The sequence below is a fragment of the Brucella pecoris genome (genome assembly GCF_006376675.1).
Lineage (GTDB): Bacteria > Pseudomonadota > Alphaproteobacteria > Rhizobiales > Rhizobiaceae > Brucella > Brucella pecoris.
Genome location: NZ_VEWK01000014.1, coordinates 57279 through 83143 on the forward strand (window position 1 = coordinate 57279; position 25865 = coordinate 83143).

Below are 25865 nucleotides of genomic sequence, written 5' to 3' on the forward strand. Positions count from 1 at the left end.
CGGCAGTTTTGTTATTTGAATTTATAGGCAGCAAATTTATGCGCTGGCTAATGCAATTTTAGACTTGCCATTCCAATTTGGAATAGCGAGGCAAAATCATATACACGAAGAAATTTTCGGCTCACAGCTTTGCTTCATTCGGATAAAGCTGATCTCACAACACCTGCGAAGAACAGCACTACCGAGCGTCATGGCGAAGAAAAGTAGGCGTACGAGCCCCGATCACCCAACACGCGTCAACAACCGTCTGAATGAAATGGGCAGACGTTTTCTAGCAAACTCTGCGATCATCGGCGAGCGCTTCGATCCTAACGGTAGATTCCAGTATGAATCTCACCGTTCAAATCGCACCAGGCACGATACATGCCGGGACTGTTGAACGGCAAACAGACATTACCCTTGCGATCCACGGCAACAAGGCCACCGGAGCCACCAATTTCACCGAGTTCGCGGACAACTGCATCAGCCGCTTCACCGAGCGATTGTCCAGCCCAGCGCATCCGGGCATCAATTTCATGACCTACGGCCCAGCGAATGAAATATTCTCCGTGACCGGTGGCCGAAAGCGCAACGGTCTGGTCGTCTGCCCAGGTTCCAGCGCCTATGACCGGACTGTCTCCAACACGTCCCGGAGTCTTGGCGGTCATCCCACCAGTGGATGTGGCTGCCGCCAAGTGTCCGAAGCTGTCTAGAGCAGCGGCTCCGACAGTTCCGTGCTTGCGGGCGGGATCGCCATCGTCAGCAGCACCGCTGCGGCGACGTAGCATTTCATCATGCAATGCCTTGCGACGTTGCTCCGTCGAGAACCATTCCGGAGGCATCATTTCCAAACCAGCAGCTTCGCAAAAACGCTTTGCCCCTGCGCCTGCAAAAAATACGTGCTCAGTCTGTTCCATGACCGCACGCGCCGCCAGGACTGGATTGCGTGGCCCGCAAATTCCCGAAATGGCACCGCATGCACGAGTAGCGCCGTCCATGATGGCGGCATCCATCTCATGCGTTTCATCCGTTGTGAAAACAGAACCACGGCCTGCGTTGAACAGTGGATTTTCTTCCAGCGCGACCACAGACGCCGTGACGGCATCAATGGCTGTGCCCCCGTCCCGCAACACGTCGAGCCCAGCCTGTAAGCATTCGCGTAAACCGGCATGAAAGGCCGCTTCCTTCTCCGGCGACATATTAGCCTTGAGAATGGTTCCAGCGCCGCCATGCAACGCAATTACAGGTACGAACTTGGACATTTTAGCTCACTATTAAGGATGCGTTCACAGATCGGAGTAATGCGAAGAAATATGCAAACTATCGGAATGTGTCAGCCGGTTTTGACTGGTTCGTGTCACTTTGTGTATTCTCGAGTTCCTTCGGCAAAGGCTGGCTTGAGCAGCGCATATGCATTTCACGAACGAATAGTTTTCGCCGCTTCTCATCATTCTCTTTTATTGCCATTGCAATACCCAGTCCGTAGGGGCCGATAAGAAGTCCTGGAGCCAGATCGGAAACCTTCTTTTCTCCCGCTTCATAATTCACAACCTCCGCGCGAATTTGTTCGCACTGCGGTGACTGCCATTTAGGGTCCTGCGAGGAGAGAGTGGTTGCATAGTTTTGCGGCGATGTCGTGCATCCTGCCAATGTCAACGACAGCAGGCCAATAGCCCCCGCCCCTATACGATCCATCTTCATACTGCTCCGTCTCATTGTTAAAACAGTTCCAACCCTGGGCCGGTTGGTGGTTGCAATTTCTATCACATCACCCGCGCTTTCCAGTGGGCTTCTTAACTTTTTCCATCTTCAAGAATCGCTTCCGCCACCAGTCCGCCAGCTATACGAAAGTCATCGGACCATTCGTCATCATCAAATACACAAAGCGCAATTGTTGCACATCTCTGCCTCTCCTTGAGAAGGGCGAGTGCAATGGCCTCTAAAGTAGCCGTTTCACCGCTCGTTTGGGCGATTTCGAGCCACAAACCTTTAGCAGCGTCTGCAATATCACGGGAAAACTCCATGTAGTCCGCCTCCTCGGAGGCTTCAGCAAGCAGAAGCCTTATTTCATCGAATCATAAAACAGCCCCTGATTTTTAGCGATTCAGAATGAATTGCGTCAGACACTTTTCAATCACACTACAGTCAACGATACTTTCTATTCGAATGAATATAAGCTTTGAAGCTTCAACGCATCACGACCGGTGGGTAGTGGTTTAATAAATAGTGAGGTCGAGTTTGAAGCCGGATTTAGTCTTTAAAGTCGTTCTCGCGCTTTGCACTGCCTTCCTTCTGATCGCTATATTTGTCAGATTTTATCACGAGTATCATGATATCGATCCGACCTGGGGCAATATGCGCCCCGGAATTCATCCCGGATGGAATGATCGCGAGGACTAGTTTCATTTAGCTGTGTTGATCGATTTGAGCTTTATCGAAGAGGCGACGTCGATCATGCACGCCTTCAGAGAAGAAAATCGCAGTAATCGTCACAATTTTATGACTGCAATCGTTAGACACCTTAGGCTAGGTTTCAATCCGTAAAGGTGATCTTCCGATCCCCTAGTGGAGAGGCATGGCATGACGGTTGAATCTAAGTCCATCCGTATCATACGAACAGTCGTGGAAACGCTGCGCCCACAATTCAACATAGAACTGTGGGACGGTACGCGGATAGGCACATTCGACGGTCCGTCACTGATGATCAACGATCCGACGATTGTTCGACAACTGATTCTCAAGCCCAATTACGATTCCCTGATCGATATCTGGACTTCGGGTCGTGTCGATATCAGCAATGGCACTATTTTTGATCTCGCCAGTGCCCGAACCGACGGCAGCGTGAAGAACAGACTAAAAGAGCTGCCCAAGTGGCAATTACTAAAGGACCTCCCAGCACTCCTATTTGCCGGAAAGTCCGACGCACGTGCGGCTTTGGACGGTAAGGAGCCTTTTGTCAGCGGATCGAACAAGGAAGCGATTACCCATCATTACGATGTATCCAACGAGTTTTACCGTTTATTTCTCGATGAGCGGATGGTTTACACTTGCGGTTATTTCACGGACTGGGCCAACGACATCGATCAGGCACAGAAGGACAAGCTGGAGCTGATCTGCCGTAAATTGCGCTTGAAACCCGGTGATCGGCTTCTGGATATTGGCTGCGGCTGGGGCGCTCTTCTTATTTATGCAGCGCAGAATTTTGGCGTCATCGGCACCGGCGTTTCGCTCTCCGAAGCGCAAACGGCGCTGGCCCGCGAGAGGATCAGGCTAGCAGGACTTGAAGATAAGATCACCATTCACGTCAAATCCTATACCGAGCTGGACGGCCAGTTCGACAAAATATCGTCTGTTGGAATGTTCGAGCATGTCGGCATCACCAATTACGATAGTTATTTCAGCACCGTGAACCGGCTTCTGCGTCCAGGCGGACTTTACATGCACCACGCAATCACTCGCCGCATGAAGAAGAACAAAAAATCCTTCAAGCGCAAAAGTGCTGAGCATAAGGCACTTGTGAAGTACATTTTCCCCGGTGGGGAACTCGATCACTTGGGGATGACGGTAGAAAATCTCGAAGGGTACGGCTTCGAAGTTCACGACGTGGAAAATCTGCGCGAACATTATGGCCGCACCTGCCGTTTATGGTGCGAACGGCTCCATTCCAATTTCGACAAGGCCGTTGCCGAAATTGGCTATCCAAAAGCGCGGCTCTGGCTCCTCTATCTTGCTGGATGTTCTCTGGCATTTGAAAGAGGCACCGTTCAGATTAACCAGACATTGGCTTCAAAACGCAAACGCGGCATTTCCGCCGTGCCCCAGACCAGAGCGGATATCTACGCCAATTTCGGCAACCCGGGCGCCGGCTGAAGCAACGCAGACATCTGCGGCCAGTGGTCTGATTCCGGCATTTGCATCCATCGGATGTGGATACCGAGCAAATGTCGGAATCGAGAAGACCACGCGTAAATTTATGGTCCTAGTGGATTGAATTTGACGTTTGAAACGAGATCTATGTCGGAGGGGTATCAAACGTCAAATTCAATCCACGAGTTCATCAAAGACGGAGGCATCTTCGCTAACTGTACGCCCTTTTTATCGAATTGGTCTGTATCAGACGCCAAAGCGGCGTCATTGCCTCCGTGATATCCCTGTAAAGCGCGTAGCGACGATTGTAGTGCTCAACCAAAGCGGCATTCGGCTTATAGTGCCGATCAGCACGCACCATGGCAGTGGCGCCATCTGTAAAATCAGAGAACAAACCGACACCGGTTGCCGCAGCTATGGCCGCACCGAGCGCGCCCGTTTCCCGCGAAACGGCAACCGACACAGGCACGCCGAGCACGTCGGCAAAAATCTGGGGCCACAGACGGCTCCGGGAACCACCACCGGAAAGCACGGCCTCCTCGAAAGTCGCGCCTGCTTTGCGGATTGTCTCCACGTGCTGACGATGACCAAAAGCAACACCTTCGAGTAACGCTCGGATCAAATGCCCCTTGGTGTGCCAGCCCGCAATACCGTAAAATCCCGCACGCGCATGACCGTCCTGCTGCGCTCCGTAGAGATAAGGGTGGTAAAGCGGATCATCATTTGCGGGCTCAATCGCCGCTGCCAGGCCGCAACAGACATCAAAAGGCGAGACATCGGCGTGATGTTCACCTTCGAAGAACTCCCGCACCAGCCATTCCAGATTTGCCGCCGAGGTAGCGCTGTTTTCCATCGCCATGTAACGGTTGCGATCGAAAGTCGACGTCATGAAAACCGGCCCCTCAAGATCGGGACCGTCGACAATGATCTGATTGATGCTCCACGTGCCAGCGATGATCGACGCGCTGCCCGTACGTGAAACCCCGGAACCGAGCGCCGATGCGACGACGTCGAAGAGTCCCCCAATCACAGGCGTACCCGCAGCAAGCCCGGTCTCACGCGCCACGGCTTCCGTTACGTTGCCTGCAATGTTGTCACTTTCGATGAGTGGCGGCAGGATATCCATGCAATCGCTCAGGCCATAAGCTTCCATCAGAGTCCTGTCATAACGGCGCTTTGCCAGATCAAGCAAGCCTGCTCCCGACATATCGGAAACTTCGCTAAAACGTTTGCCGGTCAGGCGATTGACGACAAAGTCCTTGGAGAAGAATACCGTGCCGATCTGGTCAAACAGATCAGGCTGATGACGCTTCAGCCAGGCAAGGAGGGTCGGGGTTTGGGAGGGCCAAGGACGCTGACGAGCTATCGGATAGGTCCTTGCGCCCACGCCTTCCGCTGCCCACTCTTCAACGAGATCGGTCGCACGTGTGTCGAGTGACTGTATGCCGATGAGAGGCTCCCCCTCCCGGTCAAGCGCATAAAGCCCGTTGCCATGTCCGGCACAACCGATAGCGGCGATGTCGCTCGCTGCTATACCTGCTTTATCGAGGCAAGCCCGTATGACCCTCTTGGCATTGGACCAGAGTTCACCAAGGTCACGCTCGACATGGCCAGGATGTGGCATGCAGCTATGTCCCTCCTCCCCCGCATGTGCGAGTTCGCGTCCCGTAAGATCAAAGACCACCGCTTTGATGACGGTGTTGCCCGCATCAAGCCCCAACAGATATTTTTGCATCCAGAACCCCTCCCAAGGTTCAACTGGTTCAGCAACTCAGCCCCGCTGATAAAGCGAGTAAGCCTCCTCGCCACTCGCATCCTGATGGATGATCGCCATCAATCCGCGTACGACGGCGCTAGGATTGGCATGCTGATATATGTTGCGCCCATAGACCATGCCCATTGCGCCCTGCCGCATCAAGGAGGCCGATTTTGCAAACACTGCTGCAAGGTCTTCCTTGCCACCGCCGCGCACCAATACCGGACAACGCGCCGCTTCAACAACGCGATGGAAGTCCTCCGCATTCGTCGTCGGATCCGCCTTGATGATATCAGCGCCCATTTCGCGGGCAAGCTTCGTAAGTGTCACGATCTTGTCGGCATCACCATCAACCATGTAGCCCCCGCGTTCCGTGACCGGCTGCATGACGAGTGGTTCGATCATCAGCGGCATACCGTATTTTTCGCAATCAGCTCTGACACGAGAAATATTCTGCACGCACTGGCGAAAAAGGTCCGGCTCATCCGGCAACATGAACAGGTTCACCACGACACAGGCCGCATCCATTTGCAGCGCACCGACCAGCGGTTCGGCTTCGTTCTGCAGCACTGCCCACATGTCGCGATGGCGTATACGATTATAAGGATTACCCATATCAAGACGCATGACCAGAGCTGGCTTATCCTTGCCGGGGATATCCTGCAAAAGATCTGCCTGGCCATAGTTCATCTGAATCGCATCAGGCTTTGCATCGACCAATGCCTGGACGACGGCTGGCATGTTCTCCAGTCCGTCGAGAAAAGACGGCTCGTTGCACACGCCATGATCGATAGCCACGTCCAGACAACGGCCATTGCCGAACAGCCGGTTCATCCGGACTTTGCGGTTTTCTCGCATAATTCACTCCTTTGTTCGTTCCTTGCGGAAAGCGTTTCCTCGGCAACACCGTGGCGCTCGCGCATGAGGGTTAAAAATCGCGTCAGCTCTGCATCGCTACGCTGCGGCGGCCAGCTTTTCTCCGCCGCGAGCAGATCAAGCACAGCCTTGGTCATGGCGAGGGAAAGTTCACCAGAAATCGCCAGTGTTGTGCGCCGCAGAAGCAGGTCATCCAGATGCTCAACCGCCTCTGCACGGATGAGATACAAAAACTCTCGCGTGCTGTAGTCGCTATGGGGCAAGGTGCGATCCACCCCACCCGTGATGAAACGGGCGATTTCCGCTGCATCGGTGCCGTAACGTTTGAAAAGCGATGCAATACGAGCCGAAGATAATTCCGTTGTGGTGGCCAGTTTTTCGATCCAGCTCGCGCGATCTTTCGGGAATGCGCGTCCACCGCCGATTGCACGTTCCGTCGTGTCGATCCGGCGCGATTGCGCCAAGCGCTTCAGCACCATGTCGGCAGCCATTTCGCCGAACGACCGGAAAGTCGTCCACTTGCCACCAATCATGCAGAGCACGGGAGGGCGGCCATCACATCCTTCAAGCACAGTACAGAAATGGTCGCGCGGAATACGTCCTGTAAAACTGTCATCGCTGGCTGGTAACGGACGCACGCCTGCGAACTGAAAGACAATTTCTTCGGGATGTATTTTGACCTCAGGCAACACGAAAGCGAGCGATTGCAAAATGTAGTCCCGCTCGTCTGCCTCGCAATGCACCTTGCCGGGGTCATCAACGCGGATATCCGTCGATCCAACGAGAACTTTGCCGAGATAAGGAAACAATATGCAGATCCGCCCGTCCTCGTTCTCGTAATAGATCATATGCCCATGGAGGCTGTCGCTGAGGGCGGGATTGTCGACGATGAGATGCGATCCCTTGGTGCCCCCCATCAGAGGTGCGGGCTGCGCCTCTTTCGGAAAGAGCGAGCCATTCGCCATGTCGATCCAGCCGCCGGTCGCATTGATGACCAACCGTGGTCTGATTGGCAGCATTTCGCCGGAGATTCCGTCGAGCAACAAGAAATCACCACCACCACTTTTCCGAATTGTCGCATAGTTCAGCGCCTTCGCATTGTGGCCAGCAGTGAGGCCATCGCGAAGAAGTTCTATACCGACCCGCTCGGGATGGCTGACCCAGGCATCAAAATACGTAGCAGAGTTGCGGATCGCTGGATTGAGTGCAGGCCATTTCGCAAGCGTCGTCTTGCGGCCACGAAAACGGTGCTTTGGCATCAGCGCCCGTTTACGCGTCAGGAAGTCGTAAATGCCCAGCCCTGCTTTGATGGCGATTGCACCACGTCGGCTTGGACGGCGGGTAAGCCCCAGAAAGCGTACAATCCCATTACCAAGGCCCGAAAAAATGTCGAAGATCGGAACCGTCGTCGGCAATGGAGCCACATAGTGGGGAGCATTACGAAGCAGTCTGTCACGCTCGACGAGGGATTCCTTGACGAGGCTGAATTCGCCATTCTCCAGATAACGCAACCCGCCATGAACCATGCGCGAGAGCGCCGCACTGGCACCCGAACAATAGTCCGACTGCTCGACCAGCAGCACATTCACGCCCTGCAGCGCAAGCTCGCGGAAAACGCTGAGCCCGTTAATGCCACCGCCAACGACACAAACATCCACCTTCGGGCTCTGGCGGAGCCCGTTCAACATCTCTTCACGGTTCATGATGGCCGTCCGTTATCCGTCCATGTTAACCAGTTGCGTCGAAATAGCCGTGTCAATTGTCATAAGATCGTCAACTGACAGCCGAAGCTCTCCCGCCTGCGCATTGTCGAGTGCTTGTGTCGGGTTTCGCGCGCCGCAAAGCGCAAAGGTGACACCGGGTTGCGCAAGCGTCCATGCAATCACGATCTGAGCAACAGTCGCGTCATGCTGATCAGCGACTGGCTGTATCGCCCTGGAAAATTCCTTTGCCTTCTGCCTGTTGGTGACGGAAAAGCGCGGATTGTCCTTGCGCTGATCGTCGCCGGAAAATACCCGTTCCGGTCCAATCACGCCGGACAGAAGACCAAGCGCGAGAGAGGAATAACTCAAGGTCGATACATTGTTTGCCGTGGTAAGCGGCAACAAATCCTTCTCGATCTCCCGATCTATCATGCTGAATCGCTCCTGGATCGCATCGAGTGCTCCCAACTGGATATATTGTTCCAGCTCCGAACGATTAACATTGCTGGCACCGACGGCACGGATTTTTCCTGCCTGCTTCAATTCCTCAAGCGCCGCGACGGTCTCTTCGATCGGTGTTGTCGGGTCCTGCCAGTGAGTGATGTAAAGGTCGATATAATCAGTGCCAAGGCGACGCAGACTTTCTTCCACCTCGTGGATGATCGCATCTCGCCCCAAATAGCGATGGACTGGTTTTCCATCCTGATCGAAGAAGTGGTTACCTTTTTGGGCGTGCCAGACAAGACCGCATTTTGTAACGATAACTGCCTTGTCGCGGCGCCCGACAATCGCCTTGCCGACAATTTCCTCAGATCGCCCGAGACCATAGGCCGGTGCGGTATCGATCAGTGTTACACCAGCTTCCAGCGCCCCCTGGATAGCCGCGATGGATTGGGCTTCGTCCGTTCCGCCCCACATCCAGCCGCCTATGGCCCATGTACCGAGACCGACTGCGGAAGCCTTGACGCCGGAGCGTCCGATTTCGCGGACCAACTGTTCGGAGCTCATGCGGAAAATCCTTCTTCGGATGCGAGTTCGAGGATGCGGGCACCAGTCGCCTCGTCTGTGACGAGTGTATCGAGATGATTGCCACGAAGAACACTCAGGATAGACGCAGCCTTGTTCAATCCGCTGGCAACACCGATCTTCGTCGGGATGTGGGCAAACTCGTCCAGCGTTAGCGAGACCAGAGCGCGGTTCAGACTATACTCACAGACCTGACCATCAACATCGAGCAGATGAGCCAGAAGCTCGGCACTAGCTCCGGAATGCTCGATAGCCGTGCGATCCTCACTCGAAGAGGGGTGCAGGTCGTAGTAAGTCGAATCCGTACTGACGATAGAGCCTATGCCCACAACTGCTATCTTGGCCTCCCTTGCCCGTTGGAACACGTCCGCTACAGAACGCATGTTCATCAGCATGGCGCGTTGCCCAGCGTCATCTGCGAACAAAGGCGCATGTATCTGATATGAGTGTCCGCCAAGCTTTTCGGCCATCAACGTCGAGACGTGGTTGACGTCAGTATAGTGTTTTCCCTGCACACAGCCCGTCGCCGGAATGACCTCAACATTAAAACGGCGAGGAGCTTGAATGCCTGTAACAACGGCACTCACACCCTTGCCGCCGGTAATGCAAATCGTGTCGCCATCAGCGATTTCTTCTACAAGCAAGCGGGCGGCCGCTTCTCCAACCGCCAGCAGAGCGGTTTGCGGATTGTCGGATACGGTCGGCACAACAATGGCGCGGCTGATACCGCCGAGCGCTAGCAGACGTTCTTCCAGATCGACAAGAGGCTCGACCGGCGACTTGATCTTGATTTCAACGAGACCAAGCTGGCGACCGCGCTTGATGAGCCGGTTGACTGTCGCATGTGATATGCCGAGTTGGTCCGCTATCTGCGCCTGTGTCAGTCCTTCAAGAAAATGCAGGACGAGTGCCTGATGCATCTGGCGAGCGACAACGATTTCCTCACGCGGCGCGGTTGTTCTGGGTTTCAGTTTGGCAATGGACATATCAGGACGCCTTCCGCTTGTGCAGGAAATGGTCGATAGAAACCGCCGCAAGAAGAATGCAACCCTTGATCATGTCCTGCCAGTACACTGAAACATTGAGAAGGATCAGCGAGGATGTGACCAGCGAAAGCAGCGCCATACCGAGAATGGCACCAAGGATCGTGCCGGAGCCGCCGCTCAGCGATGCACCGCCGATGACTGCGGCAGCAATGATGTTCAACTCCATACCGACGCCAAAGGTGGGCGTCGCAGCGCCGAAGCGGGACATATAGATGACGCCTGCAACACCAGCGAGCGTCGAGCACAAGACTGTCACCCAGAATTTAACCTGGTTCGTCTTGATGCCCGAATAGAGCGCAGCCTTTTCATTGCTGCCGGTATAAAACACCTTGCGAAAGGCGGTGGCCCGGCGCAGCAGGAAATCAAACAGAATGACGACAGCAACGAAAATCAAAATGACATAGGGTATGCCATAGAAGGTACCCTGTCCTACTGCCTTAAAACTTGGCGGCAGTGTGAAAAGCGATAGCGGCGTGCCTTTGGTGATGATCAGGCAAAGGCCGCGCACAATCACCATGGCCGCCAGCGACGTGATGAAGTGGTTGAGACCGACGACGGTTACAAAGAACCCCATGGTAGCGCCGATGGCGCCGCTCGCCGCGATGCCGATAAGCGAAGCCGTCCAAGGATCAAGCCCGGCAAGAAAGAGCGCACCGGAAAGGACCATGGAGAAACAGACCACCGAACCGACCGAAAGGTCGATGCCCCCGACGATCAGCAGGATTGTCATTCCCACGACGACAATACCTTCCACCGAGAAGCTCATCAGCATCGCGCGAAAATTGCCGAGCGTCAGAAAATGCGGCGATGCGAAGCTCATTACCACGCCCAATGCAAGAATGATCGCAATCAGACCGGCCTCACGCATAGTCCCGATGCGCCTTATCGACGATGTTCTCGGCACAGTCGCCGCCATTGTGTCGATAGCCATTTCACCCTCTCCCATTTTCTTTTTATGCAGCATGGTGCGATGTCCGTTCCGTGCCAACGCCCGAAGCCAGACGGATCACCGCCTCTTCTGACATCGCAGCCGCTGAAAGCTCTCCCGCAATGTGTCCTTCCCGGACCACCAGCAGGCGGTCGGAAAGACCGAGCAGTTCCGGCATCTCGGATGAGATGACGATGATGCCGATTCCGGAGCGCGCAAGCTCCCGCAGCAGCCGATGAATTTCCGCCTTCGCACCGACATCAATGCCCCGTGTCGGTTCATCCATCAGAATGACTTTGGGTTTTACCGCCAGTTGCTTGGCGATTGCCACTTTCTGCTGGTTGCCGCCCGAGAGCGATTTCACCGGCGCTTCAATGCCGCCCATGCGTACGGAAAGCCGTTTCGCAAAATCCTCTGCAAGTGTAGCCTCGGCGCGACCATTCAGAAGCCCGGTGGCATTGGTCAATGATTTCAGGTCCAGTACGGAAATATTCTGCGCGATGGACATTTCCAGAAATACGCCAGAACCTTTGCGGTCTTCGGAAAGATAAACAATGCCGGCCTTGACGGCATCAGAATAGGAATGGGTTTTCTGCGTTTTGCCATGGAGGCGGACTGTTCCCGCCGTACGCGGACGAAGGCCGCAGATACCTTCGGCGATCTCGGTTCGCCCGGACCCTATAAGGCCGCCTATACCAAGAATTTCGCCTTTGCGGACGGCAAAGCTTACATCGCGGAAACGCACACCGTCGGTAATACCATCGACTTCGAGAATGACTTCACCTGCCGCCTCGTGGGGTCCAAGCTTATCGGGATAGAGCTGTGTTATCTCACGACCCACCATTCGGCGCACCACATCGTCCGGCGTGATCTCTGCAATACAGTCAGTGCATACATAACGACCATCGCGAAAAACGGTCACCCGATCGCAGAGACTGAAAATCTCGGCCATACGATGACTGATATAAATGATAGAAATGCCGTTGGCCTTGAGATCGCGGATGATCGAAAAAAGCTGTAGCGCTTCCGTTTCGGTGAGCACTGCCGTCGGTTCATCCAGGATCAGCACGCGACAGTCGAGTGTCAGCGCCTTGGCGATCTCGACAAGTTGCTGGCTGGAAATCGGCAAGTCGGCAACTTTTTGTCGAACATCAATCGCCGCCAAACGATTCATCACAATCTGCGCATCTCTTTCCAGCGCGCGATAATTCATGAACGGCGAACGGCGGCGGTTCGTCGCCGCCATGAACATGTTTTCAGCCACCGTTGCATCCGGACACAGTGCAATTTCCTGATGCACAAGACCGATACCAAGCGATTGCGCCACAGCGGGCGAAGCAATGTGAACCGTTTTCCCGTCGATGCGTATTTCACCCTCGGTCGGCTGCAGCACGCCAGCGATGATACTCATCAGCGTCGACTTGCCAGCGCCGTTCTCACCGCAGAGCGCATGAACTTCGCCGCGTTCAAGCGTGAAATCGACATGCGTCAGTGCCTTCACCGCTCCGAAATGCTTGGATACACCATGGATGGTCAGCACCGGTTCAGCCATCATATTCCTCCCTATCCGTCAAAACCATCCGCGCCGCCTGACGCGGATGGTTCTTGAGCAGAGCCTACTACTCTTCAATGCCCTTGGTGCCACGACGCTTCAGGTATTTGTCCCAATAGAAGTCATCAGCATTTTCCGCCGTCACAATTGAAAGGCCGTTATCGACAACGGGAATGCTCATCGGGTTGAAGCCGGACCGCTTGGCGTCATTCATCGGATCGATCAATTCCGGGTGCTTGGCGAGCCACAGCAGCATGAAGCCCATATAGCCCTGTATGCCCTGGTTCGGATTGATAGAACCGAAGACTTCGCCAGCCTTGATCATGTCCAGGATGTTGGCGTTGACATCCGCACACATGACAAGGACCTTACCACCGGCTTCCTTGTTTGCCTGCGCGGCACCGATCGCAGAGTTAGCCTCCGGCATGAAAACCGCACCAAGGTTCGGATTGGCCTGAATCAGGCTCGACAGCCCCTGATAGGCCTTGGTCGGGTCCTGATTGGAAGCAGCGCGACCAACCAGTTTCATGTCCGGCCACTTCTCTTCCATGCGAGCAACGAAAGCGGCGATACGCTTGTCGTGATTATCCTGTCCAGGGTTTTCAAGAACGGCATATTCGCCCTTGCCACCCATTTTCTCGGCGATGGCATCGGCAGCATAGGTGCCTTCGCGAGTGTTGTCCGAAGTGATGAAGGACACCCGCTTCGACAGTGGTGAGTCTGCCGCGAATGTGACAACAGCCGTGCCCTGATCGATGGCTCGATTGATGGGCTCGATGAATGGATCGGAGTTCATCGGGTGAACGAGAATACCAGCCGGATTCTGCGCCAAAGCTTGATCGAACGTAGCGATCTGCTTGTTCACATCGTATTCCGGCGAACCGGTATACTCTGTCTCGCAGCCGAACTGCTGGCCGGCCTGCTTGAACATTTCATAGACTGGAAACCAGTATTCAACGCCAGAAACCATGACGTTCATCACATATTTTTCACCCGGTTTGCAGCGGAACGGATTCTCCGTCTCAGCCGCCGTAGCAGAACCGGCCAGAAGCGTTGCCGCAAGGACCGTCAGTGCGGTCGTGCTCAGAAATTTGCGCAAGTGTCCTCCTCGAGGCCGAAGCCCCTCCCAAACGCGCCGAAAGCGTCCCAAAACGCCGTTGATCTTTATGAAAACCGACCCTCCTCCTCGAAGGCCAGTATTGATAGCTAATCGCAAAGAAATGCGCCTGTCAATATAATTCACTATATGAAATATATTTCATCAAACTACTTCGATGGAACTCCAGATCCCGGTTTAGCTGCGCATCAGCCACTTCGCTCATGGTCGATTTCAATAGGCAGCGAAGAGCATATCTGCGCGATGAAATTATCGACGCTGACGGCATTCTCTCTGCTTCTAAAAATGGCCGCGACCTCTGACATGATCGGCTTTCCAATTATTGGGCGGAAAACCGTGTTGGGCATGTTCACGACGTTTCGCACCACACCCGGTATTACCGATATACCGGCCCCCAACGACACTTGCGTCAGAACGGATAGAAGACCGCCCGGCTTTGCAACGATTTTTGGAGTAAACCCGCCGCGCCTTGCAACCTCATACGTACCTGCCTCCTGTTCCGGCAGAATAAACCGGCTTTTCGAAAGGAGATCGTACTGGTCGTCCACTTCGTGAAGTGCAAGTCGATGGTCGGATGGCAAAGCCAGACAAAAATAGTCCTGCAGCAAGACATGGGCGTTGAGCGAAACGGGGAGCATCATGGGCAGACGGACGAAGCCAATGTCGAGTTGTCCTTCCTCAATGAGCTTTGGGAGTTCCTCCATCGGAAACTCACGCGAGTGAAGCTCCACCTGAGGCCAATCTCCTGCGAAACGGTTGATTTGCAACTGCAGTGCGCCCGCGTAGGCCGCAGAACCGACATAGCCGATTTCGATCCGCCCGATCTCTCCGCGTCCAGCTCTTCGCCCCACACTTTCAGCCCTGTCGAACTGATCCAGCACAAGCCTTGCTTCCTTCAGAAACATCTCGCCAGCATGGGTGATAGTGACTGATCGCTTTGTTCTGAGGAAAAGCTTTGCACTGAGCCGCCGCTCGATTTCCTGTATCTGAACTGTGAGCGTAGGAGCGGCAATATTCAACCGTTCAGCTGCTCTGGAAAAGTGAAGCTCTTCGGCGAGTGCCACGAAATAGCGAAGGTGCCTGAGTTCCATGTGCGCTTCCAACAATTAGGTAAAAACTAATATTATTCCAAATTACCGCGAATGAAAGAAATTTAAAAATCCGATCTATTGGCACTGTCAATCTCTATGAAAGAGTGCCTTATGTCCCGACATGCTGTCGCAATCCTCTCCTCGCTAATCACAACGATAACCCTCACTAACTCGGCATTCGCGCTGGACTTGCCGACAAAACCTTTTCTTACGCTCGAAGCTGCCCGCCTCGTCGTTGCGGCCGCCGAGGAAGAAGCTAAGGTGAATGGCTGGCCCTGTGTGATCTCTGTCGTCGATGCGGAGGGTATGCCAATTCTGACCGTGCGCATGGACGACGCATCAGTACCTGCTGGCGTCGAACTTGCACCTGAAAAAGCCCGGACAGCCGCTCTTTTCCGTCGGGAAAGCGGCGCTTTGGAAGATGCCATCAACGGGACACGTCCTGCTGTCATCACCGCGCGTGGATTTGTGCTTATGCGTGGTGGCGTGCCCATCACCGTGGGCGGTAAGGTTGTCGGCGCCATCGGCGTATCGGCGGACACGCCCGATCATGACCAGCAAATTGCTAAGGCTGGCGTAGCTGCGTTGACGACAAAATGACAACAGCTATCGCGTCCGCACCGCGTCTTACCAATTCGACTTTGATTTTGCTGACGGCATCGACCGGTTGCGCGATGACGGTGCTGGACACAAATGTCGTCGCAATGGTCCTACCGACTATCGCACAGGAATTTTCTGCCAGTTTTGCCGACGTCGAATGGGTAATCAGCACTTATGTCCTTTGCTTCGCATCCCTTCTCCTTCCTGCGGGTGCGGTAGCCGATCGATTCGGGCGCCGTACCGTTTTCCTGATCGGGATTGGCGCGTTCGCATTTTCCTCCTGGCTTTGCGGTGTTGCGGATTCAGCCGCATCGCTCTATTTCGCGCGTGCTTTCCAAGGTGCGAGCGCTGCATTCCAACTAGCACCGGCACTTGCAATCATCGGCCATACGTTCCACCGCGAAGAAGAACGTAATCGGGCATGGTCCATCTGGGGCGGAATCATGGGGCTAACCATGGTATTGTCACCCATTTTCGGTGGCCTTATCGCCCATGGTCTCGGCTGGCGATGGGCATTCTACATAAACCTACCTATCTGCATCGCGCTCGGGCTCGCAACACTGCGCTTTATCACGGATTCAAAAGATGAAAATGCGCGCCGTCTCGATCCTGTCGGGATTATTTCCTTTGCCGCATCCATGTTCGCGCTGACATGGGGGCTCATCAATGGGCAGGCGCACGGCTGGACGTCTCCAGTAGCGTTGGCTGGTTTTGTTGGCGGTATGGCGGGATTGGTGATTTTTCTCATTGCCGAACGCGTCCAACAGCGCCCAATGCTCGACCTCAGCCTGTTTCGCAATCCCCGCTTTATCGGCGGTGTGTGGGCGATGTTCGCCTACGCCGCCTGTGCGCAAGTGATGGCGTCCATGCTGCCGCTCTTTCTTCAAAATGGCTTCGGTCGCGCACCGTTACAGGCCGGCTTTGCCATGCTTCCATTTGCGAGCGCCATGCTGATCTTTCCCAATGTCGGGCGCTATCTCGGAAAGAGAACATCATCTCGGGAAATTCTTTCTCTCGGGCTCATGATCGTGGGCATCGGCAGTCTCGTGACGAGCTGCGGCGCCTACTATAGCAATTGGTCTATTGTCATGTGCGGCATGTTTCTGATCGGGAGCGGTGGCGGCCTCTTGAATGGAGAAACACAGAAAGCGATCATGAGCACGGTTGCGCGCGATCGCGCCGGGATGGCATCCGGCATCAGCACCACCGCTCGATTTACTGGGATTCTGCTGGGCTTTGCGGTCCTGAGCGGCGTGCTGGCAAGTGCTGTCAGGACCCATTTGATGCAAACGGGGTGCAACGATTCCACGTGTAGTGGAGAGTTTGCTGATGCAATAGTCGCAGGCGACCTGCCTAACGCACTTGGCATGGTAGCGCCTTCAGCAAGGGCAGTTGCAACAGAACTTGCCATGCGGGGCTATTCCGTTGGCTTCTCGGTTGCGCTTCTTGTTTCCGCAATCGTAGCCATAGTCTCCTCGCTTTTGGTGTACCGTCTGATGAAACGACGATAGCCTTTTGGCGAGAAGCCCTATTCTTTCTTGTATAGCATGCGCGATCGCTCCAGATGGCGCAGCATGGCAGCCTCGGCACGGTCCGCATCCTTGGCAGACAGGCAATCCAATATCTCCTCGTGTTCCACGAGTGTATATTTCTCCTTGCCGGTCCAGATAAGCATATGAGTGTGATACTCTTTCAGCCATGCCAGCATGGCTTCGCTCACTGCCATCAATATTGGATTGCCGGAAATCCCGGCTATCCGGACATGAAACTCCATATCGGCAGCGATGAATGCGTCCGCGTCACCGAACGATTCCCGCTGCCGCTCGATGATCTGCCTCAGTTCCGCGATATCGCTATCCGTTATCCTCTGTGCAGTCTCGCGAACAATACCGCGCTCGAAGAAAATTCGCGCACTCTTTAGATGCTCCAGAGTATCCATTGATTGCGCAAGCATGATCTTCGCAGTCGGATCCACTTGCTGAAAGATCGACTTGGCCGTCAGCTTCAACACCTTCGCACGCTCTCCGTGCGAAATGCTGACTAGCCCCATCTTGGCAAGCGATTGCATTGCCTCGCGGATTGCGGGACGACCAACACCGAAACGCTCCATCAGAACTCGTTCCGACGGCATTTCGTCCCCCGGCCCCAACTCGCCGGAGGTGATCATATTTTCAAGCCGATCAAAAACTTCGTCGGACAGTTTGCGACGAACAATAGGTTCGAATGGCTGGTTCATTGCATCTCACCCCTCACGCGCTTTCTCCCCTTATGCATCTTCGACTGCCCGGAGAAAAGTTATTTGCCCACAGCAGCCGAGACGCCTCACAATTTTTCGCTTGCGCATAATGGAGTACTCATTATACCAGTTAACCTGTATATGCCAAGCGAACACCGCTGGCAACAAACCAATAGCCAGTTCCCGGTAACGACCATGCACATAAACTTGACCTATCGCATTGAGACAACCGGCAGCATCGAGCAGATGGCAGCTAAGATCGCGAGTGATCAGTCGACCGGTACTTTCGTCTCCGTTCCCGGTGAAACGGAAGAGCTGAAGGCGCGCGTTGCGGCACGCGTGCTCGCAATTCGTCTACTTGAAGACGCAACCGTGCCTGCATGGCCGGAGCTTGAATCCGGTCACGGGCCGATCAAGCGCGCCGATGTCGATATTGCCTTTCCGCTTGATGCTATCGGCACCGACCTTGCAGCGCTGATGACGATTGCCGTTGGCGGCGTTTACTCGATCAAGGGCATGACCGGCATTCGCGTTGTCGATATGAAGCTGCCGGATGCATTTCGTACAGCCCATCCCGGACCACAGTTCGGGATTGCCGGAAGCCGTCGCCTCACGGGCGTTGAAAAGCGCCCGATCCTCGGCACCATCGTCAAGCCAGCCCTCGGCCTGCGTCCGTATGAAACAGCAGAACTCGTCGGCGAATTGATCGAATCCGGTGTTGATTTCATCAAGGACGATGAAAAACTGATGAGCCCGGCCTATTCGCCGCTCAAAGAGCGCATTGAAGCGATCATGCCGCGCATTCTTGATCACGAGCAGAAGACTGGCAAAAAGGTCATGTATGCCTTTGGCATCTCCCATGCCGATCCCGATGTCATGATGCGCAACCATGACATGGTATTGAAAGCTGGCGGCAATTGCGCCGTGGTCAACATCAATTCGGTTGGCTTTGGCGGCATGAGCTTCCTGCGCAAGCGCTCAGGCCTCGTGCTCCACGCCCACCGCAATGGCTGGGACGTCCTGACCCGCAATCCAGGCGCTGGTATGGATTTCCGCGTCTATCAGCAGTTCTGGCGCCTGCTCGGCGTCGATCAGTTCCAGATCAACGGCATTCGCGTGAAATATTGGGAGCCGGACGAAAGCTTCGTCAATTCGTTCAAGGCTGTCAGCACGCCATTGTTCACGCCTGCCGATTGCCCGCTTCCCGTTGCCGGTTCCGGCCAGTGGGGCGGTCAGGCGCCTGAAACCTATGAACGTACAGGCCGCACCACGGATCTGCTTTATCTGTGCGGTGGCGGCATTGTCAGCCATCCCGGAGGTCCTGCTGCGGGCGTTCGCGCCGTTCAGCAAGCATGGGAAGCAGCAGTCGCTGGTATCCCGCTTGAAACATATGCAGCCGATCACCCAGAACTTGCAGCCTCGCTCGCAAAGTTCGGGAAAGGTGGCGAATAATGTCACAGGCTTCCAGCGAATTGCTATTGTCCTATTACGGTGACGACCTCACCGGCTCGACTGATGTCATGGAGGCACTTGCTTCCCACGGCGTCGACACTGTTCTGTTTATGAATGTGCCGGATGAGTCGCTGCTTGCACGCTTTTCGCACTGCAAAGCCATCGGGCTTGCAGGCACCAGCCGCAGCGAAACGCCGGAATGGATGCAGGAACACCTCACGCCCGCATTCAACTGGCTGAAAAACCTCAATGCGGCGATTGCCCATTACAAGGTCTGCTCGACATTCGATTCCGCACCGCATGTCGGCAATATCGGCAAGGCCGTGGAAATTGGCAAAGCAATCTTCGATCAAGCCTATGTGCCGGTGATTGTCGGTGCCCCGCAGCTCAAGCGTTACACATCTTTCGGCAATTTGTTCGCCGCCTATCAGGGCGAAACCTATCGCATCGACCGCCATCCCGTCATGAGCCGCCATCCGGTCACGCCAATGCATGAGGCAGACCTGCGCGTGCATCTGGCTCAGCAGACAGCGCTTAACACCGTGCTCGCTGATCTCGTAGCGCTTTCAGCCGCCGATGCGAATGAGCGTGTAAACGCGATTGTCAAAGATGCTGACGGAATGGTGCTCCTCGACGTCGATAGCCATGAAAGCCAATTGCAGGCAGGCGAACAGCTCTGGCGTTTGCGTTCCCGCGATGGCTGGTTTGTCGCTGGTTCGTCGGGCGTTGAATATGCGCTTCTGGCCGCTTGGGCCAAGTCGGGACTGATCGGTGCGAAAAAAGAGTTTCCACTTCCGGGCAAGGCTGACCGCATTGCGGTCGTTTCAGGAAGCGTTTCACCGACGACAGAACGTCAGATTCGTCATGCGACAGAATCAGGTTTTACCGGCATAGATCTCAACCCTCTCGATCTTTTGGGCGAAAGCAGCAATCAGGCAATCGAAACCGCCGTTACTGAAGGCCAGAAGGCACTTAAGCAGGGCAAAAGCGTAATCCTCAACACCGCCCTTGGCCCTTCGGCTGATCGAGGCACCGAAATCGACAAGATCGCAGGCAGCCGCCACAAGCTGGCCCGTAGCCTCGGCTTCATCCTCCGCAGCCTTGTCGAACGCGAACAGCTTACCCGCGCAGTTATTGCAGGCGGCGACACTTCCAGCCACGCATTGCGTGAATTGCATGTCGATGCACTCACCACGCTTTTGCCGCTTCCACAAACTCCGGGGTCGCCGCTTTGCACGGCACACGGCGCTCACGCCGCCACCAACGGCCTGCAGGTTGCCCTCAAGGGCGGCCAGGTCGGTTCTGACGGTTACTTCAGTCAGATTCGCGACGGGGTGACCGCTTGAATCTGGAATACTCATTGACTGGTTATACCAGTTGAGCTACCAAAAGTCTGGGAAGGAACTACAATCATGACAGCTATCGCTTTGTTCGGAGCGGGCGGCAAGATGGGCTACCGTCTGGCCAAGAACCTCAAGGGTTCGCGCTTTGACGTACGTCACATCGAAGTCAGCGACGCAGGCAAGGCACGCCTGAAGAACGACCTCGGCATCGACACCATCGATGCTGATGCAGGTCTTGAAGGCGCTGAAGTCGTCATTCTGGCTGTGCCGGATACCATCATCGGCAAGGTTGCTGCAGGCATCGTTGACAAGCTGAAGCCAGGCACAATGGTTATTGCGCTCGACGCAGCTGCGCCATTCGCCGGTCATCTGCCAGAGCGCGCAGACCTTACCTATTTCGTGACGCATCCTTGCCATCCGCCGATCTTCAACGACGAAACAGACATGCAGGCAAAGAAGGACCACTTCGGCGGTCTGTTTGCCAAGCAGCACATCGTTTCGGCTCTGATGCAGGGTCCAGAAGAAGCCTATGCGCTTGGTGAAGAAATCGCCAAGGTCATCTGGGCACCTGTCATGCGCTCGCACCGCGTAACCGTCGAGCAGCTCGCAATCCTCGAGCCAGGTCTTTCGGAAACCGTTTGCGCTTCGCTTCTGGTCGTCATGAAGCAGGCCATGGACGAAAGCGTTCGTCGCGGCGTTCCTGAAGAAGCTGCTCGCGACTTCCTGCTTGGCCACATGAATGTTCTCGGCGCCGTCATTTTTGGCGAAGTTCAGGGCGTATTCTCCGATGCCTGCAACAAGGCAATCGAATTCGGCATTCCTGCGCTGATGCGCGATGACTGGAAGAACGTTTTCGAACCGGAAGAAATCGCAGAAAGCATCCGTCGCATTACGTGACGTCACTTGGGAGGGCGCAAGCCCTCCCCACTTACCGCCCTTTTGGGAAACGGGGCTTATTGGGAGGTCTACATGAAGTTTACACGCAGGAAAATTGCGCGCGGTTTTGCGATTGCAGCCGTCTCGGCAACATTGGCAGGCAGCGTTGTCATGCCAGCCTGGGCTGCCGATCTTATCGCGATCATCACACCATCGCATGACAATCCATTCTATAAAGCCGAAGCTGTCGGCGCGGAAGCCAGGGCCAAGGAGCTTGGCTACGATACGCTGATCCTTCAGCATGATGACGACGCGACCAAGCAGTCGCAGCTTGTCGATACGGCCATCGGCCGTGGCGCAAAGGCGATCATCCTCGACAATGCCGGTTCGGAAGCATCGATTGCGGCCGTTCAGAAGGCCAAGGACGCGAAGATCCCTTCGTTCCTGATCGACCGTGAAATCAATGCCTCGGGTGTTGCTGTTTCGCAGATCGTTTCGAACAACTATCAGGGCGCTCAGCTCGGCGCTGAAGAATTCGTCAAGCTGATGGGCGAAACCGGCAATTATGTCGAGCTGCTTGGTCGCGAATCCGATCTCAATGCTGGCACCCGCTCCAAGGGCTATCACGACGTCATCGACGAATATCCAGACATGAAGATGGTTGCGCAGCAGTCTGCCAACTGGAGCCAGACTGAAGCTTTCACCAAGATGCAGAGCATTCTGCAGGCAAACCCTGATATCAAGGGCGTGATTTCCGGCAACGACACCATGGCTATGGGTGCATGGGCAGCGCTTGAAGCTGCAGGTCGCAAGGACGTTATCGTTGTCGGCTTTGACGGCTCCAACGATGTGCGGGACTCCATCAAGGCTGGCGGCATCAAGGCAACTGTTCTTCAGCCAGCTTACGCTCAAGCACAGATGGCTGTCGTACAGGCTGACGAATATATCAAGACCGGTAAGGGTCCTGCTGAAGAAAAGCAGCTGATGGACTGCGTCCTCATCAATCCTGACAATGCAGACAAGCTCGAAACCTTCGCTTTGAAGGACTAGCTCCCAAGGCTTGCGACATCGGGAGCGCCGACAAATGTTAGCGCTCCCCATATGTTCCTAATACCAAGGATAAATTCATGTCAGTGCTGAAGTCAGCTTCCATTATCCTGCTGGCCTGCGGTGTCGCGCTTTCGGGCTGCAAAATCATCAAGACTCCGACAGCAGAAGAAGCCGCAGAAGCACGCGGCGATAATTTCAATCCCGATCGTTCGGTTGCCGACATCTGGGACTCAAAAGTTAAGCCGTTTTTTGCCCCGAAAACTGCAACGCTTGATGAAGTGATGCAGGCAGCAAACGCAGATGCGGATGCCGCTGGAGCAAAATACGGCCATCGCGAAAAGCAGGGCAATGCCCCCTGGACTTTTGCAGCCAAGCTTGAAGGCACTGTGGTCGCCGCCGAAACGAAATCGCGCGCAGCATATGTTGATGTCGACAGCAATGGCGATGGCAAGGCCGATGCACGTGTGCAGATCGGGCCGACGGTTCGCGGCAGCGCAATCCGCGACAGCCTTTCCTTTGTGAACTTCAACGAGTTTCGCAATCAGATCGACTGGGCTCAGTTTGGCAAGGCGTTCAACACCCGCGTCAATGACGATGTTCTTTCAAAGCTTCCGCGCGAAGATCTGGTTGGCATGAAGGTGAAAGCCGAAGGTGCTTTCCCGTTGCCATCGAAGGGACAGCTTCCTCTTGTCACGCCAGTTTCCATCTCTTTGGAGAAATAATCGATGGAGACGGAAATGAACCCAAAGGACGATATCGTCCTCAAGCTTGAGGATGTTTCCAAGGTTTACTCGGGCATTGTCGCGGTCAAGCGTGCCAATCTCGAATTGCGTCGCGGCTCGGTCAATGTGCTTGTCGGTGAAAACGGTGCTGGCAAATCCACGCTGATGAAAATCATCGCTGGCGTTGAACGCCCAACCATGGGGAAGATTATTCTCGATGGAGAGGAAGTGTCATTCGACAGTCCAGCCGACGCGCAAAAGCGCTGTATTGCGATGATCTTTCAAGAACTGAACCTGTTTTCAAACATGTCGGTGGCAGAGAATATCTTTGCCACACGCGAAATCATGCGCGGGTTGCGCGGTATCGACCACAAGGCGCAGGTTGTAAAAGCCAACGAATACCTCGACCGACTCGATGCAGGCATCAGTGCAAATACGCTTGTCGCCGATTTGCCGATTGGTCAGCAGCAGCTTGTCGAAATCGCAAAGGCAATCTCGATTGATGCACGCATTGTCATTATGGACGAGCCAACATCCGCACTTTCTGCAGCCGAAGTCGACATTCTTTTCAAGGTGATTGCCGAGCTGAAAAGTCAGGGCGTCGCAATCGTCTATATTTCGCATCGTCTCGAAGAACTGATGCGGATCGGCGATTACATCACCGTTTTGCGTGATGGAAAAATCACCGGGCAGGAAGAGATCAAGAATATCGATACGCAATGGATTGTGCGTTCGATGATTGGCTCCGATGCCAAGGATTTTGCAAAGCCTGTGACCCACAAGATCGGTGCAGAGCGGTTTCGTGCTGAAAACATCACCCTACCCCGCCCAACCGGCGGATTGGCAGTCGATGATGTATCGCTGAGTGTGCGCGCAGGCGAAGTTTTGGGCATTTACGGCCTGATGGGCGCGGGGCGCTCCGAGTTCTTCGAATGCGTGATGGGCCAGCATGGGCATTCCACTGGTAAGATCTATATTGATGGCGAGCAAGTGAAGGAGCGCGACACCACCCGTCGTATCCGGCGCGGTCTTGCGCTCATTCCGGAAGACCGTCAGCGCGAAGGTCTGGTGCAGATATTGTCGATTGCCAACAATCTGACACTGGCAAGCCTCGACCGTCTGGCCCGCTTCTTCCACATCACGTCAAAGCGTGAAAAGCAGGCCATTCAGGAAGCCATCAAGGACCTTTCGATCAAGGCACCCAACCCGGATTTTGAAGTCACTTCAATGTCAGGTGGCAACCAGCAGAAGGTCGTCATCGGCAAGGCGCTGATGACCAATCCAAAAGTTCTCCTGATGGACGAGCCATCGCGCGGCATTGATGTGGGCGCAAAGGCGGACGTCTTCCGCACCATGCGCAGGCTTGCCGCCGAGGGTCTTTCCATTCTTTTTTCAACCTCTGATCTGGAAGAAGTCATGGCGCTCTCCGATCGCATCGCGGTGCTCAGCAATGGGAAGCTGATTGCCATATTCGACCGCGATAAAGCGACGGAAGCCGACATCGTTGCCGCTTCGGCCAAAGGCCACGGACATACGCATGACAACGACCACAACAAACAAACAAGGGAACTCGCGTCATGACAGCCAACACGACGACGGCCGCCACTGACTCAACCTTTAACAGCGGCTCGGCCCTGCTGACACTGATGAAACTGAGAACCTTCATCGCGCTTTTCGCTGTGTTTATCTTCTTCTCATTCGCAGCGCCAAATTTCCTTTCTGCCGCCAACCTGATCTTGATGTCGAAGCACGTAGCCCTTAACGCATTCCTTGCGATGGGCATGACCTTCGTCATCATCACGGGCGGCATCGATCTCTCGGTCGGCTCCATCGTCGGGCTTTGCGGTATGGTTGCCGGTGGCCTGCTGATCTATGGCGTTGACCTTGGTGTCGGCTATACGATCTATTTCAACATCATCGAAATCTCGCTGATCACATTGGCCGTTGGTGTCGCAGTCGGCTTCATAAACGGGCTATTGATAACCAAACTGAATGTTGCGCCCTTCATTGCGACACTCGGCACGCTTTATGTAGCGCGTGGCCTGGCACTTCTGTCCTCGGACGGCCAGACCTTCCCGAACCTTGTAGGCCGCGAAGACCTGGGCACAACCGGCTTCGCCTTCCTCGGATCAGGCAGCATTCTCGGTCTTCCGGTCTCGATCTGGATTCTGATCGTCGTCGCATTGGCAGCAGCCTATATCGCGCGATACACGCCGCTTGGTCGCCAGATTTTCGCAGTCGGCGGCAATGAACGTGCGGCACGCATGTCGGGTATCCGCGTCGACCGCGTAAAGATGTTCGTTTACATGTTTTCGGGCTTCTGTGCTGCGATCGCCGGGCTTATCATCTCGTCCGAACTGATGTCGTCGCATCCGGCAACCGGCAACTCGTTCGAGCTGAACGCTATTGCGGCAGCCGTCCTCGGCGGCACTTCGATGTCGGGCGGACGCGGCACCATTGGCGGCACAATCATCGGTGCATTCGTCATCGGTATTCTCTCCGACGGTCTGGTTATGATGGGCGTTTCGTCCTTCTGGCAGATGGTCATCAAGGGCCTTGTCATCATCATTGCCGTGGTGGTCGATCAGGCACAGCGCCGCCTCCAGCAGCGCGTTACACTCATGCAAATGGCAAAAGCGGGTTAA

23 protein-coding genes are annotated in these 25865 nt (G+C 54.9%); 10 read left to right on the forward strand and 13 right to left on the reverse strand.

Going from position 1 to position 25865, the window contains the following annotated elements; translation table 11 throughout:
• Positions 1–308: 308 nt before the first annotated feature.
• The 3 genes from FIB18_RS21145 to FIB18_RS21155 all read right to left on the reverse strand — a co-directional run bounded on the left by FIB18_RS21145 (position 309) and on the right by FIB18_RS21155 (position 2003).
• Complete coding sequence (locus tag FIB18_RS21145; RefSeq protein ID WP_140022592.1) at positions 309–1241, reverse strand: isoaspartyl peptidase/L-asparaginase family protein; 933 nt, start codon at positions 1239–1241, stop codon at positions 309–311.
• A 58-nt stretch (positions 1242–1299) separates the two neighbouring features.
• A complete protein-coding gene (locus tag FIB18_RS21150) occupies positions 1300–1680 on the reverse strand; it encodes a hypothetical protein (RefSeq protein ID WP_140022593.1) in 381 nt (126 codons plus the stop codon).
• A 92-nt stretch (positions 1681–1772) separates the two neighbouring features.
• Positions 1773–2003 carry a hypothetical protein gene (locus FIB18_RS21155; protein WP_140022594.1) on the reverse strand — a complete coding sequence of 77 codons (231 nt, stop codon included), beginning with the start codon at positions 2001–2003 and terminating at the stop codon, positions 1773–1775.
• Positions 2004–2559: 556 nt separating this feature from the next.
• On the opposite strand from FIB18_RS21155, the gene FIB18_RS21160 reads away from it, so the two are divergent.
• Positions 2560–3849, forward strand: a complete 1290-nt coding sequence (locus FIB18_RS21160) for an SAM-dependent methyltransferase (protein WP_140022595.1) — start codon at positions 2560–2562, stop codon at positions 3847–3849.
• Between the two features lie 208 nt (positions 3850–4057).
• Here the strand turns inward: FIB18_RS21160 and FIB18_RS21165 are convergent, their stop codons facing one another.
• The 9 genes from FIB18_RS21165 to FIB18_RS21205 form a co-directional block, all read right to left on the reverse strand.
• Positions 4058–5581, reverse strand: a complete 1524-nt coding sequence (locus FIB18_RS21165) for an FGGY-family carbohydrate kinase (RefSeq protein ID WP_140022596.1) — start codon at positions 5579–5581, stop codon at positions 4058–4060.
• Positions 5582–5617: 36 nt separating this feature from the next.
• Complete coding sequence (locus FIB18_RS21170; protein WP_140022597.1) at positions 5618–6460, reverse strand: class I fructose-bisphosphate aldolase; 843 nt, start codon at positions 6458–6460, stop codon at positions 5618–5620.
• The gene (locus FIB18_RS21175; protein WP_168436633.1) at positions 6433–8181 is read right to left on the reverse strand and encodes a glycerol-3-phosphate dehydrogenase/oxidase; all 1749 of its coding nucleotides are present in this window, start codon (positions 8179–8181) and stop codon (positions 6433–6435) included. Before FIB18_RS21175 ends, FIB18_RS21170 begins: the two co-directional genes overlap by 28 nt.
• A 12-nt stretch (positions 8182–8193) precedes the next feature.
• Positions 8194–9189 carry an aldo/keto reductase gene (locus FIB18_RS21180; protein ID WP_140022599.1) on the reverse strand — a complete coding sequence of 332 codons (996 nt, stop codon included), beginning with the start codon at positions 9187–9189 and terminating at the stop codon, positions 8194–8196.
• Positions 9186–10193, reverse strand: a complete 1008-nt coding sequence (locus FIB18_RS21185; protein ID WP_140022600.1) for a sugar-binding transcriptional regulator — start codon at positions 10191–10193, stop codon at positions 9186–9188. The genes FIB18_RS21180 and FIB18_RS21185 overlap by 4 nt, the downstream gene beginning before the upstream one ends.
• Before the next feature lies 1 nt (position 10194).
• The gene (locus FIB18_RS21190) at positions 10195–11184 is read right to left on the reverse strand and encodes an ABC transporter permease (protein WP_174977463.1); all 990 of its coding nucleotides are present in this window, start codon (positions 11182–11184) and stop codon (positions 10195–10197) included.
• Between the two features lie 22 nt (positions 11185–11206).
• Positions 11207–12733 (reverse strand): sugar ABC transporter ATP-binding protein, encoded by a 1527-nt coding sequence (locus FIB18_RS21195; protein ID WP_140022602.1) that lies wholly within the window; start codon positions 12731–12733, stop codon positions 11207–11209.
• 67 nt (positions 12734–12800) lie between these two features.
• A complete protein-coding gene (locus FIB18_RS21200; protein ID WP_140022603.1) occupies positions 12801–13832 on the reverse strand; it encodes a substrate-binding domain-containing protein in 1032 nt (343 codons plus the stop codon).
• Between the two features lie 206 nt (positions 13833–14038).
• A complete protein-coding gene (locus FIB18_RS21205; protein WP_140022604.1) occupies positions 14039–14941 on the reverse strand; it encodes a LysR substrate-binding domain-containing protein in 903 nt (300 codons plus the stop codon).
• 111 nt (positions 14942–15052) lie between these two features.
• Between FIB18_RS21205 and FIB18_RS21210 the strand changes: the two genes are divergently transcribed.
• Together FIB18_RS21210 and FIB18_RS21215 are read left to right on the forward strand one after the other, a co-directional pair.
• The gene (locus FIB18_RS21210; protein WP_140022605.1) at positions 15053–15541 is read left to right on the forward strand and encodes a GlcG/HbpS family heme-binding protein; all 489 of its coding nucleotides are present in this window, start codon (positions 15053–15055) and stop codon (positions 15539–15541) included.
• Positions 15538–17052 (forward strand): MFS transporter, encoded by a 1515-nt coding sequence (locus FIB18_RS21215; RefSeq protein ID WP_140022606.1) that lies wholly within the window; start codon positions 15538–15540, stop codon positions 17050–17052. Before FIB18_RS21210 ends, FIB18_RS21215 begins: the two co-directional genes overlap by 4 nt.
• 17 nt (positions 17053–17069) lie before the next feature.
• Here FIB18_RS21215 and FIB18_RS21220 read toward each other — a convergent pair whose 3' ends face one another.
• Complete coding sequence (locus tag FIB18_RS21220) at positions 17070–17777, reverse strand: transcriptional regulator NanR (protein WP_140022607.1); 708 nt, start codon at positions 17775–17777, stop codon at positions 17070–17072.
• Between the two features lie 195 nt (positions 17778–17972).
• On the opposite strand from FIB18_RS21220, the gene oiaX reads away from it, so the two are divergent.
• The 7 genes from oiaX to FIB18_RS21255 all read left to right on the forward strand — a co-directional run bounded on the left by oiaX (position 17973) and on the right by FIB18_RS21255 (position 25865).
• Positions 17973–19229 carry a 3-oxo-isoapionate-4-phosphate decarboxylase OiaX gene (gene oiaX / locus FIB18_RS21225; protein WP_140022608.1) on the forward strand — a complete coding sequence of 419 codons (1257 nt, stop codon included), beginning with the start codon at positions 17973–17975 and terminating at the stop codon, positions 19227–19229.
• The gene (locus FIB18_RS21230; protein ID WP_140022609.1) at positions 19229–20575 is read left to right on the forward strand and encodes a four-carbon acid sugar kinase family protein; all 1347 of its coding nucleotides are present in this window, start codon (positions 19229–19231) and stop codon (positions 20573–20575) included. The genes oiaX and FIB18_RS21230 overlap by 1 nt, the downstream gene beginning before the upstream one ends.
• A 66-nt stretch (positions 20576–20641) precedes the next feature.
• Positions 20642–21469 (forward strand): phosphogluconate dehydrogenase C-terminal domain-containing protein, encoded by an 828-nt coding sequence (locus tag FIB18_RS21235; RefSeq protein WP_140022610.1) that lies wholly within the window; start codon positions 20642–20644, stop codon positions 21467–21469.
• A 72-nt stretch (positions 21470–21541) separates the two neighbouring features.
• Positions 21542–22498: a D-ribose ABC transporter substrate-binding protein gene (locus FIB18_RS21240; protein WP_140022611.1), complete on the forward strand. Its 957-nt coding sequence runs from the start codon at positions 21542–21544 to the stop codon at positions 22496–22498.
• A gap of 77 nt (positions 22499–22575) precedes the next feature.
• A complete protein-coding gene (locus tag FIB18_RS21245) occupies positions 22576–23220 on the forward strand; it encodes a DUF2291 family protein (RefSeq protein WP_140022612.1) in 645 nt (214 codons plus the stop codon).
• Positions 23221–23223: 3 nt separating this feature from the next.
• Positions 23224–24801: a sugar ABC transporter ATP-binding protein gene (locus tag FIB18_RS21250; RefSeq protein ID WP_140022613.1), complete on the forward strand. Its 1578-nt coding sequence runs from the start codon at positions 23224–23226 to the stop codon at positions 24799–24801.
• Positions 24798–25865 carry an ABC transporter permease gene (locus FIB18_RS21255; RefSeq protein ID WP_140022614.1) on the forward strand — a complete coding sequence of 356 codons (1068 nt, stop codon included), beginning with the start codon at positions 24798–24800 and terminating at the stop codon, positions 25863–25865. The genes FIB18_RS21250 and FIB18_RS21255 overlap by 4 nt, the downstream gene beginning before the upstream one ends.